This window comes from Mariprofundus sp. EBB-1, assembly GCF_003665155.1.
Lineage (GTDB): Bacteria > Pseudomonadota > Zetaproteobacteria > Mariprofundales > Mariprofundaceae > Mariprofundus.
In genome coordinates this window covers 1-17,657 of record NZ_RCFQ01000041.1, presented here as the reverse complement: position 1 = coordinate 17,657, position 17,657 = coordinate 1, and the positions used below count along the sequence as shown (strand labels likewise).

Annotated in this window: 22 protein-coding genes; 16 read left to right on the top strand and 6 right to left on the bottom strand. The window is 45.9% G+C overall.

From position 1 onward, the window contains the following. Nucleotides 1–139: 139 nt before the first annotated feature. The 3 genes from D8Y20_RS12640 to D8Y20_RS12630 all read left to right on the top strand — a co-directional run bounded on the left by D8Y20_RS12640 (nt 140) and on the right by D8Y20_RS12630 (nt 1,446). Nucleotides 140–808 (top strand): hypothetical protein, encoded by a 669-nt coding sequence (locus D8Y20_RS12640; protein ID WP_121544076.1) that lies wholly within the window; start codon nt 140–142, stop codon nt 806–808. 105 nt (nt 809–913) lie between these two features. Then, entirely contained in the window at nt 914–1,165 is a 252-nt protein-coding gene (locus D8Y20_RS12635) for a type II toxin-antitoxin system Phd/YefM family antitoxin (RefSeq protein WP_121544075.1), read from the top strand. Further along, complete coding sequence (locus tag D8Y20_RS12630; RefSeq protein WP_121544074.1) at nt 1,165–1,446, top strand: plasmid stabilization protein; 282 nt, start codon at nt 1,165–1,167, stop codon at nt 1,444–1,446. The genes D8Y20_RS12635 and D8Y20_RS12630 overlap by 1 nt, the downstream gene beginning before the upstream one ends. A gap of 18 nt (nt 1,447–1,464) precedes the next feature. On the opposite strand, the gene D8Y20_RS12625 is transcribed toward D8Y20_RS12630, so the two are convergent. Continuing rightward, nucleotides 1,465–1,929, bottom strand: a complete 465-nt coding sequence (locus D8Y20_RS12625) for an Lrp/AsnC family transcriptional regulator (RefSeq protein WP_121544073.1) — start codon at nt 1,927–1,929, stop codon at nt 1,465–1,467. 220 nt (nt 1,930–2,149) lie between these two features. Between D8Y20_RS12625 and leuA the strand changes: the two genes are divergently transcribed. The 8 genes from leuA to D8Y20_RS12585 all read left to right on the top strand — a co-directional run bounded on the left by leuA (nt 2,150) and on the right by D8Y20_RS12585 (nt 10,427). Further along, nucleotides 2,150–3,814 (top strand): 2-isopropylmalate synthase, encoded by a 1,665-nt coding sequence (gene leuA, locus D8Y20_RS12620; RefSeq protein WP_121544072.1) that lies wholly within the window; start codon nt 2,150–2,152, stop codon nt 3,812–3,814. Nucleotides 3,815–4,003: 189 nt separating this feature from the next. Further along, the gene (gene erpA, locus D8Y20_RS12615; RefSeq protein ID WP_121544071.1) at nt 4,004–4,366 is read left to right on the top strand and encodes an iron-sulfur cluster insertion protein ErpA; all 363 of its coding nucleotides are present in this window, start codon (nt 4,004–4,006) and stop codon (nt 4,364–4,366) included. An 83-nt stretch (nt 4,367–4,449) separates the two neighbouring features. After that, complete coding sequence (locus D8Y20_RS12610; protein ID WP_121544070.1) at nt 4,450–5,391, top strand: ABC transporter ATP-binding protein; 942 nt, start codon at nt 4,450–4,452, stop codon at nt 5,389–5,391. Beyond that, nucleotides 5,388–6,158 carry an ABC transporter permease gene (locus D8Y20_RS12605; RefSeq protein ID WP_121544069.1) on the top strand — a complete coding sequence of 257 codons (771 nt, stop codon included), beginning with the start codon at nt 5,388–5,390 and terminating at the stop codon, nt 6,156–6,158. Before D8Y20_RS12610 ends, D8Y20_RS12605 begins: the two co-directional genes overlap by 4 nt. 367 nt (nt 6,159–6,525) lie before the next feature. Beyond that, nucleotides 6,526–7,191, top strand: coding sequence for an RlmE family RNA methyltransferase (locus tag D8Y20_RS12600; RefSeq protein WP_121544068.1), 666 nt, complete (start codon nt 6,526–6,528; stop codon nt 7,189–7,191). Nucleotides 7,192–7,311: 120 nt separating this feature from the next. Further along, nucleotides 7,312–7,995, top strand: coding sequence for a phosphatidylserine decarboxylase family protein (locus D8Y20_RS12595; RefSeq protein WP_121544067.1), 684 nt, complete (start codon nt 7,312–7,314; stop codon nt 7,993–7,995). Then, complete coding sequence (pssA, locus tag D8Y20_RS12590) at nt 7,982–8,782, top strand: CDP-diacylglycerol--serine O-phosphatidyltransferase (protein WP_121544066.1); 801 nt, start codon at nt 7,982–7,984, stop codon at nt 8,780–8,782. Before D8Y20_RS12595 ends, pssA begins: the two co-directional genes overlap by 14 nt. A 100-nt stretch (nt 8,783–8,882) precedes the next feature. Beyond that, a complete protein-coding gene (locus D8Y20_RS12585; RefSeq protein ID WP_121544065.1) occupies nt 8,883–10,427 on the top strand; it encodes a 2-isopropylmalate synthase in 1,545 nt (514 codons plus the stop codon). Between the two features lie 69 nt (nt 10,428–10,496). Here D8Y20_RS12585 and accC read toward each other — a convergent pair whose 3' ends face one another. Genes accC through D8Y20_RS12565 form a run of 4 tightly spaced genes read right to left on the bottom strand, consistent with a single transcriptional unit; the run spans nt 10,497 to nt 13,255 of the window. Further along, nucleotides 10,497–11,843 carry an acetyl-CoA carboxylase biotin carboxylase subunit gene (gene accC / locus D8Y20_RS12580; protein ID WP_121544064.1) on the bottom strand — a complete coding sequence of 449 codons (1,347 nt, stop codon included), beginning with the start codon at nt 11,841–11,843 and terminating at the stop codon, nt 10,497–10,499. A gap of 11 nt (nt 11,844–11,854) precedes the next feature. Next, nucleotides 11,855–12,313 (bottom strand): acetyl-CoA carboxylase biotin carboxyl carrier protein, encoded by a 459-nt coding sequence (accB, locus tag D8Y20_RS12575; RefSeq protein ID WP_121544063.1) that lies wholly within the window; start codon nt 12,311–12,313, stop codon nt 11,855–11,857. Nucleotides 12,314–12,359: 46 nt separating this feature from the next. Then, nucleotides 12,360–12,809 (bottom strand): type II 3-dehydroquinate dehydratase, encoded by a 450-nt coding sequence (gene aroQ, locus D8Y20_RS12570; protein WP_121544062.1) that lies wholly within the window; start codon nt 12,807–12,809, stop codon nt 12,360–12,362. Then, complete coding sequence (locus D8Y20_RS12565) at nt 12,806–13,255, bottom strand: M48 family metallopeptidase (protein WP_236075441.1); 450 nt, start codon at nt 13,253–13,255, stop codon at nt 12,806–12,808. Before D8Y20_RS12565 ends, aroQ begins: the two co-directional genes overlap by 4 nt. A 146-nt stretch (nt 13,256–13,401) precedes the next feature. Here D8Y20_RS12565 and thiS point away from each other — a divergent pair, with 146 nt between their 5' ends. The 4 genes from thiS (at nt 13,402) to D8Y20_RS12545 (ending at nt 16,595) form a co-directional block, all read left to right on the top strand. Then, nucleotides 13,402–13,611, top strand: coding sequence for a sulfur carrier protein ThiS (thiS, locus tag D8Y20_RS12560; protein WP_121544061.1), 210 nt, complete (start codon nt 13,402–13,404; stop codon nt 13,609–13,611). A gap of 98 nt (nt 13,612–13,709) precedes the next feature. Continuing rightward, nucleotides 13,710–14,486: a thiazole synthase gene (locus D8Y20_RS12555; RefSeq protein WP_121544060.1), complete on the top strand. Its 777-nt coding sequence runs from the start codon at nt 13,710–13,712 to the stop codon at nt 14,484–14,486. 184 nt (nt 14,487–14,670) lie between these two features. Then, the gene (gene hemE, locus D8Y20_RS12550; RefSeq protein ID WP_121544059.1) at nt 14,671–15,738 is read left to right on the top strand and encodes a uroporphyrinogen decarboxylase; all 1,068 of its coding nucleotides are present in this window, start codon (nt 14,671–14,673) and stop codon (nt 15,736–15,738) included. Nucleotides 15,739–15,998: 260 nt separating this feature from the next. Beyond that, entirely contained in the window at nt 15,999–16,595 is a 597-nt protein-coding gene (locus D8Y20_RS12545) for a methyltransferase domain-containing protein (protein WP_121544058.1), read from the top strand. Between the two features lie 184 nt (nt 16,596–16,779). Here D8Y20_RS12545 and D8Y20_RS12540 read toward each other — a convergent pair whose 3' ends face one another. Continuing rightward, nucleotides 16,780–17,172, bottom strand: a complete 393-nt coding sequence (locus tag D8Y20_RS12540; RefSeq protein WP_121544057.1) for a hypothetical protein — start codon at nt 17,170–17,172, stop codon at nt 16,780–16,782. Between the two features lie 244 nt (nt 17,173–17,416). Between D8Y20_RS12540 and D8Y20_RS12535 the strand changes: the two genes are divergently transcribed. Continuing rightward, a partial coding sequence (locus tag D8Y20_RS12535; protein ID WP_121544056.1) for an RNA-binding protein occupies nt 17,417–17,657 on the top strand: 241 nt, incomplete at its 3' end.

Sequence of the window (17,657 nt, the reverse complement as noted above, 5' to 3'; positions counted from 1 at the left end):
GTTCTTGTGCATGCGTTATTCTCAAAACTCAGAGCAGCTTTATATGTTGTGTTGTGTACGCCAGTGTCGATTGAATACAGTATCTGGCCACTGGAATGAACGCTGAGTGTTGGTGTTGGCAACGGCAAAGAGGGTAGGGATGTATATAGAATTTTTATCAGATAGCTGGTCTTTTTTTAAGGTTCATGCTGTGGCTCTATCATTGATTGTGCTGCCTTTTGCTATACCTGTTGAAATATTTAACACGCTGTATCAGCACGTGTTCACCAATGGGGAAGAGCAAATCCTCCCTATGGTGATCCATTTTATAGTATATCCGATTTATACGATTGCTGTAGTCTATTATATTGCTTCGTTTGTAAGCGGGGAAGCGATTGGCAGCAAGGCTCTGTGGCGCTTGGGTATGAAGCGCTGGTTCCCTTATATTACCCTCAGTGCTTTGGTTGGTCTGGCGACCATTGGTGGTTTGGTGCTGCTGATTGTCCCCGGTATTATAGTCATTGTGAGGTGTGCGTTTGCTGAGTTTGAACTGCTGCTGAATCACAGAGAGCCAATGGATGCGATCATAAAAAGTGCTGCCTCAACAAAAGAGCACTTTTGGATCATCCTGTCCGGCTTTGCAGTGATTACTGTGGTGTTGTATGCCCCATACATTATGTTCTTCTCTCTCTTTGATGAGACTTCCACGGCGTTTTGGGTTATCGAAATGCTGGTCAGCTTTGCGTATGCGGTGCTGGATGTGTTGTTTATTATATTTGCTTTTCGTGTGTATGAGTATGCTAAGTCACAGGATAGTGCTGATGTTTAGTCTGTAGTTGACGGAGAGGGATAGTCGTGTGGAATGACACGTTGAATATGTTGACAGACCACCTTCTTTAATCGTACTGTTTGTAGTGTTGTTAAGGAGTCTGTTATGCATACTATTGTGGCCAATGATCTGAAAATGCGTGGTGTATCCGCTTTGGAAGAGGGTTTGAAGTCTGAGGATGAAGCCATGATCACCGTGCGCGGCAAGGAAAAGTATGTGGTCATGCGTGTGGATCATTACCACTACCTGAGAGAGATGGAGCTGGAAGCAGCTTTGCTGGAAGCACGTCAGGATGTGGCAGATGGCAATGTGATTCGGGAGTCTGCCGAAGCACATGTAAGAAGAATGGCTGGATAATGAAGTATTCATTGGTTTTTACCGCAAGTTATAATAAACGAGCGGTTAAATTTTTGAAAAAGCATCCGGAGTTAAAAAAACAATATTTGAAAACCTTGCAACTATTAGAACTAAATCCTCACCATCCGTCACTGCGCTTGCATGCACTTGGCGGTCGATTGACCGGCTTACATTCGGTATCAATCAATATCAGTTATCGTCTTACGATGGAGTTTATTGTTGATGTTGATGAAATTATTCCAGTTAATGTGGGGACACACGATGAGGTGTACCGGCAATAGGCATAAGGAAAATGTTTTCTAAGACAGCGGCAGGGCGGTTTTATCCACTACCCGACGCAATACAAAGCTTGAATGCACATCGCGCACACCTTCAATGCTGGTGATCTTGTTCAATAGCAGCTGTTGATACGCATCCATATCTTTGACCACCACCTTGAGTTGGTAATCAGCCGCCTGGCCGGTGATGAGTAGGCATTCCAATATTTCAGGCCATTTGGCGATATTGGATTCGAAGTTGGCAAAACGTTCGGGCGTATGCTGATCCATGGAAATATGGATCAGTGCCATGAGTGACAAACCCAATTGTTGCGCATCAAGCAGGGCACGATAGCCGGAGATGATGCCGGCCTCTTCCAAAGCGCGAACACGGCGCAGGCAGGGGGAGGGAGAAAGTCCAATACGGTCAGCCAGCTCCTGATTGCTGAGTCTGCCCTCTGTTTGCAACACCTCTAAAATACGCTGGTCAAATCGATTACGTTTCATAAATTCCTCTTATGTCAGTGGATTATACGCATAATATATACATTACAGCAATTATATTGTTATAAATAGATTTTATCACTTAACAACGCAAGATAATTTCATGATAGATGATTTAATATTGCGCTATTCCAGATGCGTTTGGAAAGGCATCGCCAGCCATTGTTAATCACAGTGCTCTAAGCAGTACATGGCGAGATATTATTATTGGAGTAACACCATCATGAACCCATTTGATCATCATAAGTATCGACCAGCGGCCAGTGTGGCGATTGAGAATCGCGCATGGCCGAACCGTGTTATCGAAAAGGCCCCGCGCTGGGTAAGTGTGGATCTGCGCGATGGTAATCAGGCGCTGATCGAGCCTATGAATATGCACAAAAAGCAGCAGATGTGGGGCTTGTTGGTCAATATGGGCTTTAAAGAGATCGAAGTTGGTTTTCCTTCTGCAAGCCAGGCTGACTATGACTTTGTGCGTTGGTTGATCGATGAAGCGCAGATTCCAGAGGATGTGACGGTGCAGGTATTGATGCCTGCACGGGAGGATTTGATCAAGCGTTCCTTTGAGGCGTTATCTGGGGTGCAGAGAGCAATCATGCACGTCTATAACTCAGTATCGCCGGTGCAACGTGAGCGGGTGTTTAAGCTTGGTCGTGAGGGTATTACAGCCATTGCCCGACACGGTGCTGAATGGGTGAAGCGTGAAGCTGCAAAGTATCCCGATACCGAATGGGTGTTTGAATATAGCCCGGAGAGTTTTAGTAGCACGGAGATCGATTACGCAGTGGAGGTGTGTGAAGCAGTGTTGGATGTCTGGCAGCCGGGAGCTGATCAGGCCTGCATTATCAATTTACCGGGTACAGTTGAAATATCTACGCCCAATCTGTTTGCAGATCAGGTGGAGTACTTCTCCACACATATAAAATGGCGCGATCATATTACCCTGTCCGTTCACACCCATAATGATCGCGGAGGAGCAGTTGCCTCATCAGAATTGGCACTATTGGCAGGGGCTGAACGTGTTGAAGGCACATTGTTCGGCAATGGCGAGCGTACGGGCAATATGGATGTCATTACCATGGCTATGAATTTATATAGTCAGGGCATTGATCCTGAACTCGACTTGTCCAATTCTGAGGAGATGATGCGAATATATAGTGCATCTACCGGTTTAACGGTTCCTCCACGCCATCCCTGGTTTGGAGAGATGGTCTATACCGCATTCTCCGGCAGTCATCAGGATGCAATTCGGAAATGCCTGCATCAACAGCAGCAGGATGAAGCATGGCAAGTGGCTTATCTGCCCATCGATCCACGCGATATTGGCAGAGATTACGAGGCGGTGATTCGTGTGAATAGCCAGTCAGGGAAGGGTGGTGTCGCTTTTCTGTTGGAACGCGATTACGGCATTGTATTGCCGCGCTGGCTGCAGGTTGAGATGGCGCAAGTAGTGCAGCGTGAAAGTGATAACAGTGGTGGTGAGATAGATAGTGCCGGGATCTATAAACTGTTCGAAAAGCACTACATCCATGATACGTCCGTGATGCGCTCACATTGTCATCAACTGCAGGATTATCAATTGCAGCGCAATGGAGCAGCGCACATTGTTGATATGCACCTTAAACATGGGAATGAAACGGTGACATTGAACGGCAGCGGGGAGGGCGGTATTGCTGCTTTTGTGGACGCCTGGCAGCGTTATAGCGGTCAGAATGTTCAGGTTATCCATTATGATGAACACGCCATAGGCCGGGGAACGGACGCAAAAGCAGTAGCCTTTGTTCGCATGTCTGTGGATGGTGAACACATCAGTGGGGCAGCGATTGATGCGGATAGTGTCACAGTATCCTTTAAGGCAATCATATCGGCATTTAATCACCTGCGTTGAATGTGAAAAGGAGTGCTGCAAGTCGCAATCAATGGGACGGGGATATTGATACATCTCGTATTGGTTGTTTAGAAGGCCTGCTAAATAAACCATGGGCCTTCATTTATCCGTAACAATCGTTAATATAGATTTGCCATCGTTATAAAAATATCCGAGGATTGCGCTCAGGTATTTATTGAGAGGTGTAAAATGGCCGTAGCATTAACAGAAGCAGCCGCTGTGAAAGTTCAGGGCTTACTGGAAAAAGAAGCAGATACGCTTAATTTGCGTGTGTTTGTTTCCGGTGGTGGTTGCTCAGGTTTTCAATATGGGTTTACATTTGATGACAAGATTAATGACAACGATACGGTTGTTGAAAATCATGGTGTCAAATTACTCGTTGATCAGATGAGCATGGAAATGCTTAACGGTGCCGAAATTGATTATCAGACCTCGTTGCAGGGTGAATCTTTTGTGATTCGAAATCCTAATGCAGCCTCAAGCTGTGGTTGTGGTAAATCGTTCACGCCGGCTGAGTCTGGTGGCAGCGGTTGTGCTAACGCCGGTTATTAATTGAGCGTGGTGTTCTCTTTTGTTGCGGAGCCTTCGGGCTCCGCTTTTTTTTATCTCCTGTTTAAGACTAGGGTGTGCCTATTATGAGTGCTTTGGAAATTAAAGGCCTGAGTAAGGTCTATAGCAACGGTAATGTTGCTCTGCATGATGTGTCGTTATCGGTACCCAAGGGTAGTTTTTTTGCACTGCTGGGGCCTAACGGAGCAGGCAAAAGTACCCTGATTAATATTTTGGCTGATACGGTGCTTGCCACCGGTGGTTCGGCACGATTGTTTGATCAAGACCTGTTTGCCGAGCGCAATTGGTGTAAACGACAGATTGGCGTAGTGCCACAGGAAGTGGCGTTTGATCCATTTTTTACGCCGCGTGAAGTATTGGCTATTACCTCTGGTCTGTTTGGCAGTAAGCCTGATGATGCCTGGATTGATCATTTGCTGGATCGATTGGAGTTAACCGCTCATGTGGGTAAAAATACCCGTCAGCTTTCCGGAGGTATGCGCCGTAGGCTGCTGGTAGCACAAGCACTGGTACATAAACCGAAACTTGTGATTTTAGATGAACCGACAGCCGGTGTGGATGTAGAGTTGAGGCGTCGTTTATGGGGCTTTATGCGTGAGCTGAACGCTGCCGGTACGACAATTCTGTTAACCACCCATTATCTGGATGAAGCAGAAGAGCTATGCGATCATGTGGCGATTATTGATCAGGGTAAGGTGGTTACGGCACAACCAATGGCCGATTTGATGCAGCAGGTGGCATCTTCTTATTTATGGATGAATTATGATAAACCACTATCACTTTCCGAGGCAGATACGCTTGCGCTGACGGATTTTAAACCGCGTGTGAGTGATACAGGTGTTTGTTTGCAACTGGGTAAACTTGAGAATGGTCAATCTACCTTTCATACTGCCTATGAGGCTGCAGTTGCCCGCTTCGGGCCGCCACAGGATGCCGGAGTGCGATCAGAAGACCTCGAAGATGTGTTTTTGCGTCTGACCAAAAAAGAGATCAGGGAAAGAACATGAGTACAATGAACCTGCGTGGTTGCATGACGCTATTTAAAAGAGAAGTGCACCGTTTTCTCAAGGTGAAAATGCAGACCATTGTCACCCCCGCACTAACCGCAATTTTATACCTGCTTATTTTTCGTTATGCCATGGGTGAGCGACAAGTACCCGGTTTAGATGTCGATTATTTTACTTTTCTGGTACCCGGCCTGGCCATGATGGCGATGATGCAAAATGCCTTTGCCAATACCTCCAGCTCCATGATTATGGGTAAGGTGATGGGAATGAATATCTATCTGCTGATGGCACCGCTCTCCGCTCTTGAAGTGGTGGTGGCTTTTCTTGCCGCAGCTGTAGTGCGTGCCACGGTTGTGGCCGTTGTTTTCCTGTCGGTATTGTATCCATTTGTTGATATCTCAGTCATGCACCTGAGTATCATTCTGCTCTATGGATTGTGTGCCAGTATTATGATGGGTGGACTGGGCTTGATTGCCGGCATGTGGGCTAAAGATTTTGATAATATCGCCATGGTGACCAATTTTGTGATCCTGCCGCTGACTTTTCTCTCCGGTGTCTTTTATTCAGTCAAACAACTACCTGAATTCTGGCAGCAGATAAATAATGCGAATCCATTTTTCTATCTGACGGATGGTTTTCGTTATGGTTTTCTTGGTATTGGTGATACTGACCCGTATGCATCGATCATGGTGGTGATTGGCACATCATTGCTGACGATAGTTTCATGTTGGCATCTATGGCGTATTGGCTGGAGAATGAAAGAATAGTTCTAGCTGTCCAGCTTACCCCCCCCCTGATTTTCCTAATTACTGCGTTCAAAAATGCTCGCGTACACGAGTACGCTCGGCTTTGGCATCCTGCGTCGCTCTACCTTCTCCATCCATGGCGTCGTCCGCTTTTTTGCCTTGTCCTTAGAAAAATCAACGGCAAGCTGAATTAGCTATGGCTATAAAAATAATTGGTACTTTTCTCATAAATAAAGCTGAATAAGCGATAGCTTGCCCGCAGGGTGGAAAACGATGGATGGCTTGAATAGCTTACAGTAATATATTTCATATCGTTGTCTGTTTATGTTTTAATAAGCGCTAACAACATATCACTACACCTGAATGTTTCAATAGGATTATAAAGCACATGGGAATGTCATCAAAGAGTAAATCGGATCGCAAGACTTCAGCCTGGTTTCAACGCCATGCCAATGATCCACATGTTAAACGGGCTCAGCGTGAGGGTAAACGATCACGGGCTGCATTTAAATTGACTGAAATCCTGGACAATGAAAAGCATGGTTTAAAAATAAAAAGAAACAGTGTGGTCGTTGATTTGGGTTGTGCGCCGGGTTCATGGAGTGTGGAACTGGCTAAGTATGTGGGGCCAGAAGGGCTGGTTATTGGTATTGATCTGCTGCCACTGGATCCTGTTAATGGCGTTACCCTGATTCAGGGTGATTTTAATTCAGCAGAAGGCCAGCAGGCTTTAGCTGAAGCATTGCAAGGGCGTCAGGTTGATATGGTTGTCTCCGATATGGCTCCTGAAATGGCCGGTGATAAGCTGGTAGATCAGATGCGTATGATAGGTTTGAACGAAATGACCCTGTATTTTGCGAGTCAATATTTACGCCCCGGTGGCGATGTGTTGATGAAAACCTTTATGGGTGAAGGTTATGATGGATTTCGCCGTGATCTGGGTAAATCATTTCAGAAAGTGAAAAATATTAAACCGGCAGCCAGTCGAAAAACGTCATCCGAGTTCTTTTTGCTCGGTAAAAGTTTTCGTCAGGAAGCGAGGATTGAGGTTTAGCCTTTGATGAAACACTTTTGGACATGATGAACCTGATGTGGGGAATGTTGCACAGACAAGCTTATGAACAACTGCATAGGTGCTATTCCCTTCGGTACCACAAACTCATAGTGTACCGACATGACTAAAGAACTTCCTATTCTTGGCCGCCCTCGCGGCAAAATGCCATTCGCGCCAGAAGGTTGGCCGTTTATTATACCAACGGCACTATTATTGCTCATTTCGTATGCCTTTTGTTGGACGATTCCTACTGTCGTTCTGTTGCTACTGTTATTATTCATGGTGAATTTCTTTCGTGATCCAAACCATACAATGCCGATGGGTGATAATCTGTTCATTTCTCCGGCCGATGGCAAAGTGGTCCGTGCAGAGATGACTGAAGATGGGTATCAGCGTGTTGATATCTTTATGAATGTATTTGATGTGCATGTAAACAGAGCGCCGATGGCGGGTCGTATCAGTGCGATGGACTATACTCCGGGTAAATTTATCAATGCCAGCTTTGATCATGCCAGTGAAGAAAATGAACGTAACCGTTTTGAAATGGAATGTGATAACGGTAGCAAGATCGCCTTTACCCAGATTTCAGGGTTGGTGGCACGCCGTATTGTCTCTTATGTAAAAGTCGGTGATCAGATGGCTGCCGGTGAACGTATTGGAATGATCCGCTTTGGTTCCCGGGTGAATTGTGAAATACCTGCTGATTACACCTTAAATGTTAGGGTTGGTGATAAAGTGAATGCTGGACTGAGCATTATTGCTCGTCAGCATAAAAAGGAAGTTGTTAACAATGCCGAAACTTAAAGAAAAAGTAGCCGAGCGTGGCGTTTATCTGCTGCCAAGTCTATTTACTACAATGGGGCTATTTTCCGGATTTTATTCCTTAATCGCATCCATTCAGGGGAATTTTGAAATAGCCGCCTGGGCTATTTTGGCCGCTGCTGTTTTTGATATGCTTGATGGGCGTGTGGCTCGACTATTGCATGCTGAAACAAATTTCGGCGCAGAGTATGACTCCTTGTGTGATATGCTTTCCTTTGGTGTGGCACCTGCTATTTTGCTCTATTTCTGGGCATTGGTGAATCTGGGCTCGGATCTGCATCGATTAGCGTGGCTTGGAGCATTTTTTCTGGTGGCTTGTGCCGCAATTCGTTTGGCGCGTTTTAACACCAAATTGGAAGTGCAGGATAAACGCTATTTCCAGGGGCTGCCTACACCAGGCGCTGCATTGCTGATTGCTATGGCTGTACTTTACCATATTGATGGGAACTTTGAGCCCTCACCATGGCTATGGTTTGGTATGTCTGTTTTTCTGGCTTGGTTAATGGTAAGCAATGTGCGTTTTGTATCGGGTAAAGATATTGATTTGAAACAGCGCCGTTCAAGCGGAGTCATCGTGATCTTTGTTGTTCTGGTCGGGTTACTGGCTCTTGATCCGTATCGGGTGCCTTTCACCGTGATATTGGCTTACTGTCTGCACGGACCGTTATTGAGTTTGTGGCAAAACAGGCGTTTATCATACCTGCGCCAGGCGCGTAAATTGAAAAAGAAAGCACGTGAAAAAAAAGCCACAGATGATGAGCAGAGCTGAATCCAGCATCTGCTGTTTCGTGCTGTCCTAAGAAAATCAACGATAACTGAATGCTTCTGTCTATTGATGTGCAAGCCGAACAGTTATTGCGGGAGAAATAATGTCTGATCGTTTACATATTTTTGATACAACCTTGCGCGATGGCGAGCAATCGCCCGGTTGCTCAATGAACATTGAAGAAAAAATGCGCGTGGCACATGCGCTGGGTGCGTTGGGTGTGGATATTATTGAAGCAGGTTTTCCCATTGCTTCACCCGGTGATTTTGAAGCGGTACACCGTATTGCGACTGAAGTGCATGGCCCTAAAATTGCCGGTCTGGCGCGCGCTGCGGTCAAAGATATTGAGCGTGCAGCTATGGCTGTTCAACCCGCTGGTGACAATGCGCGTATCCACACATTTATTGCTACTAGTCCGATTCATATGGAGGCCAAACTGCGCATGACTCCGGACCAGGTCCTTGAACGTGCAGTGGATTCGGTGAAGCTAGCTCGATCTTTGGTGCCAGAAGTAGAGTTTTCGGCGGAAGATGCCGGACGTACTGAGATTGATTTCCTCTGCCGTATTGTTGAAGCGGTGATCAAAGCTGGCGCTCGCGTGATCAATATCCCGGATACCGTGGGATACATGACTCCGGATGAATTCGGTTATCGTATTCGCACCCTGGTTGAACGCGTCCCCAATGCTGATCAAGCTATATTTTCCGTGCATTGTCATAATGATCTGGGCTTGGCTGTGGCAAACTCTCTGGCTGCAGTGGAGAACGGCGCGCGTCAGGTGGAATGCACAATGAATGGTCTGGGTGAGCGTGCTGGTAACGCTTCGCTGGAAGAGATTGTCATGATCATGAAAACACGTTCGGATCGTTATGATCTTGAGATGGGGATTGATACCACCAAAATCGTGCCGACTTCCAAATTGGTCAGCAGTATTACCGGTATGCCGGTTCAGGCCAATAAGGCCATTGTTGGTGCCAATGCGTTTGCGCATGAATCCGGTATTCATCAGGATGGTATGTTAAAGCATAAAAAGACGTATGAAATTATGACGCCTGAATCTGTCGGCTGGAATACCAACCGTATGGTGTTGGGAAAACATTCTGGTCGTGCAGCACTTAAAGCGCGTTATGTGGAACTGGGCATTGAACTTGATGATGCGCGCCTGATTGCTGTGTTTGATCGTTTCAAGATATTGGCAGATAAAAAGAAAGAGATGTTTGATGAAGATTTGATGTCGCTGCTTACCGATGATGCAGAGCTTGATGGAGAACATGTGAAATTAATAAGTTTGCATGTGGCATCCGGTACCAGTGATACACCTGTGGCAGCCATTGAACTGGATATTGATGGTGAAATACATAAAGCCACGGCAGAAGGTGATGGCCCTGTTGATGCTGCGTTTAAAGCGATCAAATCACTGGTTGAACCGAATGGTAAGCTGCTTCTTTATTCGGTGAATGCTATTACAGCAGGCACCGATGCACAGGGTGAAGTGACCGTTCGTTTGCAGTATGGTGAGCGCATCGTTAATGGGCAGGGATCTGATACTGATATTGTGGTGGCTTCAGCGAATGCATTGATTGCAGCCCTGAATAAATTGCCGAATATGCATGCTAAAGAGGTGCATGCACAATACTCCGGCGTATAGTTTTAGTTAGGAAGTAAGGTGAAAGGTGTTGAAACCTTTTCGCCATTCACCTTACTCCCTGACTATCTACTACTTGATTTGATGCAGCCATTTTTCCAGGAAGTGGATGTTAAAATCAGCCTTCTGGAAACCCGGGTTAGCAAGCAGTCGTCTATGTAGTTCCTGATTGGTGGTGACACCAAGGATAACCAATTCATCAATCGCGCGTTGCATGCGGCGAATGCATTTCTGGCGGTCTCTGGCATGGGTGATTATTTTACCAATCATAGAGTCGTAGTGGGGCGGGATTTTATACCCGGTATATAATTGTGAATCTACACGTACGCTACGACCACCAGGAGCATGATACAGCGTTACTGTTCCAGGTGATGGAATGAATTTGAAGGGGTCTTCTGCATTGATACGGCATTCAATGGCGTGGCCTTTGATTTTGATATCATCCTGCGTGAATGCGAGTTCTTCACCAGCTGCAACACGCAACTGCCATTCAATCAGATCAACACCGGTAATCCATTCCGTTACAGGATGTTCTACCTGAATACGGGTATTCATCTCCATGAAAAAGAAAGATTTATCAGCGTGCATTAAAAATTCAATGGTGCCGGCGCCAACATAATTCACTGCCTTGGCAGCAGCTAAACCAGCGGCACAAATTTTAGCGCGTGTTTCATCATCAAGAGCCGGGCTTGGCGCCTCTTCAAGTACTTTTTGATTGTTGCGTTGCATTGAACATTCACGTTCAAACAGGTGAATAAGGTTGCCATGCGTATCGCCCAATACCTGTACTTCAATATGACGTGGTTCAACAAGAAACTTCTCGATAAAGACCGTATTATCACCGAATGCAGCTCCGGCTTCTTGTTTACACAAGGAAAATGCGTTCGGTAGTGATGTTTCAGTATGTACCACTTTCATACCACGTCCACCACCGCCGGCAGATGCCTTGATGATGATCGGGAATCCAGCTTGCTTGGCGATCACCATGGCTTCTTCAACGGTTTCAACTGCACCTGTGGAGCCGGGCACGAGGGGAACGCCTGCCTTTGCCATCTCTTTCTTAGCGGTTACTTTATCACCCATGGTGCGCATGGATGCAGGTGTGGGACCAATCCAGACAAGACCGGATTCGATAACAATATCAGCGAATTCAGCATTCTCAGCAAGGAAACCAAAACCGGGGTGAATCGCTTCAGCGTCGGTTAATTCTGCTGCAGCCATGATAGCCGCAATATTAAGATAGGACTGAGCACTTGCTGCAGGGCCTATGCAAATGGATTCATCAGCAAGTCTGGTATGCATGGAGTCACGATCAGCTTCTGAATAGACAGCTACTGACAGGATTCCCATCTCTTTACAGGCACGAATGATACGAACGGCAATTTCGCCACGGTTGGCGATTAAAATCTTGTTAAACATAGATATCCCGATTACGCCGAAGGAGCGATAACAAAGATATTCTGGCCAAACTCAACAGGTGTTGCGTTATCAGTCAGAATAGCTTCTACAGTACCTGCATATTCAGCTTCGATGGTGTTCATCATTTTCATCGCTTCGATGATGCACAGGGTGTCACCCTTTTTGACCTTTTGGCCTACAGATACAAAGTCATCTGAATCCGGATTAGGTGCCGCGTAAAAGGTTCCTACCATCGGTGATTTCACGATGTGTGCTTCATTCACACTCTCGGCTTCGGCTGGAGCATCAGCAGCAGGCGCTGCCGCGGGAGCAGGGGCTGCTGCATATTGCGTGACTACAGGTGCTGCAACAGCGGCAACCTGACCCTGGCGGGAAATGCGTATTGTTTCATTGCCTTCAGTCACTTCAATCTCAGTAACATCTGAGCTTTGAATAAGTTTGATGAGCTTGCGGATATGGGAAATGTCCATGTTATCTCCTGTTTTTGTGTTGTGCGTATAGTTGTTGATTGTGGTGTTACGTGTTTCTTAACTGTTGATTGATACCGTTGAGCGCCATGGTGTATGAGGTGGCACCAAATCCTGCAACTACACCGATGGCTGCATCGGCAAGCATAGATTTGTGTCTAAAAGCTTCACGTTTATGAACATTGGATAGATGCACTTCTACAAATGGAATGTTGGCAGCGAGCAGGGCATCTCGTAGTGCGATACTGGTATGGGTGTAGGCGGCCGGATTGATAACAATGCCATCAACAGCATCTGTCACGGCCTGATGAATGCGATCTACCAGATCACCTTCATGGTTACTTTGATAGTTGTCGATATCAATATGCAAAGTGCCGGCTAAAGCAGTCAGTTGTTGATTGATATCGTGCAGGGTCGATGCGCCATAGTGAGCCGGTTCACGCGTCCCCAGTAAATTTAAATTCGGCCCATGCAGGACAAGAATCTTTAATGTGTTCATTCCTGATGCTCCCTGTTCCATTGTTGCTGTAAATCCAGCCATTCTGCATTGTCACTCTCTTGCTCAAGTAAAGAAGCTATCATCTGTCGGGCATGATCATATTCATGTTGTTGCCAAAGCAGTTTGGCAATGGTGATAGAGACCAGCGGTACATCTTCAATATTGGTGTTCTGTAACTGCAAGGCACGCCGGGCGCTATTGATACCTTCATCAATGTGCCCCAGATGTCGCTGTGTTCTGGCAAGCAGTTTCCATGCTCTGATTTCAACAGGGGCAAAGTTCAGTAGTTCAGTCAGAATAAGTTCAGCCTGAGCCAGATCGCCGTTTCGGATAGCGTTTTTTGCGGATTCCATGCCTCCAGCAACACCATGCCAACCAGCAGGAGTAGTTGCACGGCTATTGGAGGCTTGTGTCTTGTTGGGTGTGGAAGCACTTGCTGCTAGCATGTGGCTCACACTACAGTAGAGCAATATGTCGGGTCAATCTGCTTGGTTAAAAAAATGCTTAAAAATCAAAAAAATGATCGATTATGTATCTATAGCGTGTGTTTTATGTCGGTTTGTTGTAAATCTTGTTTGTATGATGAGGCCTTATGTCAGATAGTATAGCGATCCACTTGAATGGAGAAGAACGATCATTTTCAGCAAGTAATTTAACAGACTTGATTGCAGAGCTTGGACTTGAGCAACGGATGATTGCCATCGAACTCAATCTCGAAGTGGTGCCAAAAAGTCAATATGGTGAGACAGCTTTAAAAGCGGGTGACCGCATAGAGCTGGTACATATGATTGGTGGCGGTTGATTACACGCAAACTATTCAGATTATTGTTAACGTTGACTGGCAGAAAATTCCAGTAGATATGATATATAGTAAGATATAAAGAAGTTATGGGGATAAAAATGTCTGATATTTTTAAAGTGGGGACTTATACCTTTCATTCACGATTGATTGTGGGTTCCGGTAAATATAAGGATTTCCAGACCACCAAAGATGCGACTGAAGCATCGGAAGCGGAAATGATTACTGTTGCTGTGCGTCGTGTGAATATCACCGACCCGGGGAAAGAGAATCTGCTCGATTATATTGACCCAAAGAAATATACCATTTTACCGAATACTGCCGGTTGTTTTAATGCTGAAGACGCTGTGCGCACCTTACGTTTGGCCCGTGAAGCCGGTGGTTGGGATCTGGTGAAATTGGAAGTGCTGGGTGATACCGAAACACTTTATCCTAATGTGGTAGAGACCATCAAAGCAGCTGAAACACTGGTAGCTGAAGGGTTTCAGGTCATGGTCTATACCAATGATGATCCGATTGTAGCACGCCGGCTTGAAGAGGTGGGTTGCGTGGCCGTGATGCCGTTGGGCAATCCGATCGGTTCAGGTCGTGGCTTGGCGAATCCGTTTAATATTCGCGTGATCAAACAGCGTGCGAATGTACCCATTGTTGTGGATGCCGGTATCGGTACCGCTTCTGATGCAGCCAAAGCTATGGAGTTGGGAGTTGATGCCGCGTTGATCAATACGGCTATTGCAGAAGCCAACGATGAGTGCCTGATGGCGACGGCTATGCGTGATGCGGTCAAGGCAGGGCGTTCAGCATTTCTGGCTGGACGCATGCAGAAACGTGCTTTTGCCAACGCCTCAAGCCCAACCGAAGGTTACATCTGGGACTAATGTTAAAAAAACTGCACCGCAGAGGACGCAGAGTTACGCAAAGTTAAAGCAAAAGAATGGTTGTCCACTTACTACTGATTCTGGCAAGGTTTGATGAATGTTTTGTGGTAATGATTTATAAATGTTTTTACTCTGCGTACCTTCGCGTACTCTGCGGTAAAAAAATAAAGGACTTTATAATACAATGACTGAATTAAAGAATGATCTGTTTTTACGCGCATGTTTGAAAGAAGATGTAGAGCGTACACCGGTTTGGATGATGCGGCAGGCTGGCCGTTATCTGGCTGAATACCGTGCTACACGTGAAAAGGCCGGTGGCTTTTTGAATCTGTGTCGTTCGCCGGAATTATGTTCGGAAGTGGCGATTCAGCCGATTGATATTCTCGATGCAGATGCAGCGATTCTATTCTCTGATATTTTGGTCGTACCGGAAGCGATGGGTATGGATTTGAGTTTTGGAGCAGGTGAAGGACCGAAGTTTTCTGATCCGTTGCGTACGCGCGCCGATGTGGAAAAATTACCTGTACTCGATGACCCGACCAAAGAGCTTGGTTATGTGATGAATGCGGTGAGTACCATTCGTCGTGATTTGAATGGTCGCGTGCCTTTGATTGGCTTTACCGGCAGTCCATGGACATTGGCGACGTATATGGTGGAAGGCGGTGGCTCCAAAACCTTTTCTAAGGTGAAGGCGATGATGTTCAATGAGCCGGAAACGATGCACTTGCTGCTCGAAAAACTGGCTGATTCTGTGGCTGCTTATCTGAATGGACAAATTGCCAGTGGGGCGCAGGCGCTGCAGATCTTTGATACTTGGGGCGGTATTCTGAGTACGAAGGACTATAACGAATTTTCCTTGCAATATATGCAGCGTATTATAGATCAACTTACGCGTGAACATGATGGCCGCAAAGTGCCAATCATCCTCTATTCCAAGGGTGGTATGGGGTGGTTGGAAGCGATGGCTGACACAGGTTGCGATGTGATCGGCTTGGACTGGTCGATTGATATTGATCAAGCTAAGGCACGCGTGGGTGATCGGGTCGCTTTGCAGGGTAATATGGATCCAACGATGTTGTATGCTAAGCCGGAACGTATCCGTGCAGAAGTGAAAGAGATACTGGCCAAATTTGGTCATGGCAATGGCCATGTGTTTAATCTTGGTCACGGTATTACCCCGGATGTACCACCTGAACATGCGATTGAGTTCTTCAAAGCGGTGCGCGAAGAATCAGTTAAATATCACCAGTAACGTTCAGCTCACCGCTTATTCTCCCGAGGACGGCGTTGAAAAATGCTCACAAAAAAAGCAGGATGCTGTTTGCACAACCGATAGGTTGCCCACAGGGTGAAAGCCATGGAAGGCTTGAATGACCTACAGTAGTAGGCTCCGTTTTTTCGCCTTGTCCTTGGAAAAATTATCGGCAATCTGAATCGTTACGGTTATTAACTTAATGTATTGGAAAAAAAGGGCTGCTCTGTGAGTGGTCCTTTTTCTATAGAGAGTGAGATATGAAAGTAGAATCATTGAATTGGGAAGAACGGTATCAGGCAGGTGATATCGGTTGGGATCGTGGTGGGCCAAGTCCCGCATTGATGCAATGGCTGGATGATGAAGCTGTGAAAGAGGGCGCACGCGTACTGATTCCCGGCTGTGGATATGGTCATGAAGTGATTGAGTTGGCAGGTCGTGGTCATGCGGCCACTGGTCTTGATATTGCCCCATCGGCCATCACTGCCCTGCATCAATCCTTAAACGATATTTCAGCATCTCGCTCTGAAGCTGTTTGTGCCGATCTGTTTGATTATCATCCGTCAGAGCGCTTTGATGCCGTGTATGAGCAGACATGTTTATGCACCATGACACCAACAGAGTATGTGCAATACGAGAAAAAACTGTATGGCTGGCTCAATGATGGTGGTGTGCTGCTGCTGTTGCTGATGCAAACAGGTGATGCTGGAGGCCCGCCATATCATTGTGACCTGAAAGAGATGCGTCAGCTCTTTGATCCATCCCGCTGGGCATGGCCAGGCAAAGCTCCAATGATTATTTCCCGCCCCAAAGGCCCACGTTTTGAGTTGGGCTTTGTTTTACAACGCAAAAGTTAAAATCAATTTAAGGTTCTTGGTGCCTGGGGCTGCATTGGCGTTACCGGGGTAGTTTGCCTGTATTTCAAACTCACCTGAATTAAGGTCAGAGTCCTTTTTCAGTAACGGTAAAAATTCAGGGCTAAAGGATAGGGCCCCTGATTGAATGTGTATGTGACCGGGTCAGATGCTAATCGTTCGGGAGCTAGAGGTCGAACTTGGCTACACGTTTAGCCTTTGCATTATTGCGTTCAATTACGTCCATCTGGTATTGAACTATCCTCTCTTCAGAAGCTATACCTTGCGATTGCAGGCTATTAAGACATTGAACATAGTGATTATATGCAGCCTCTGAGTACTCATGCTTTTCACTTCCACAATAGTTGTACCCCCATTTAGAAGTCATGACTGCAATCTCAGCTACTAGTGGATCTATCTTTTCTCCCCAGAATTTCTTTTGATTGGCTTGATGTGAGTTCACCACTCTTTGCAATTCAGCAGATGTTTTTATGACCCCGTCATCATCGCAAGCGTGTGCAGTAGCGGATAGACACATTATCATTAATAGTGTTGCTATACTTGATATAAGTTTTCTCATTCAGCTCTCTCCGATGTTTTGGATAACCCAGGTTTCATTGGACTCACCTTATTTGTACGCATGCTGCAGCCGTTCGGGCAAAACATGGTGTTAAATACTTCACACAGATGAAAATGAATTTTATAAACAGCCATGTGACATGGAATAAGGGGACATTAAAAGAATTCACGCAGAGGGTGCTGCTTTACTGTTATTTGCTTTGTTGTCATGGTGCGCTTTTCCATACTTAGGGGAACAATAATATATGAAAATGATGATTCTTAATCTAGATCGTAGTACGACCAAGGAAGAATTAAAGGCTCTCTTTGAAGAATATGGCACCGTAGAATCTTGTGAATTGGTGTTAGATCAATCTAACGGTAAGTCCAAAGGTTTTGGTTTTGTTGAAATACTGGAACCAAAAGGTGCTGGATTTGCGCTAAAAAAATTGAACAATAGAATTGTTGGCAGCAACAGAATCCGTGTTAAAAAAGCTGAAGACAAAA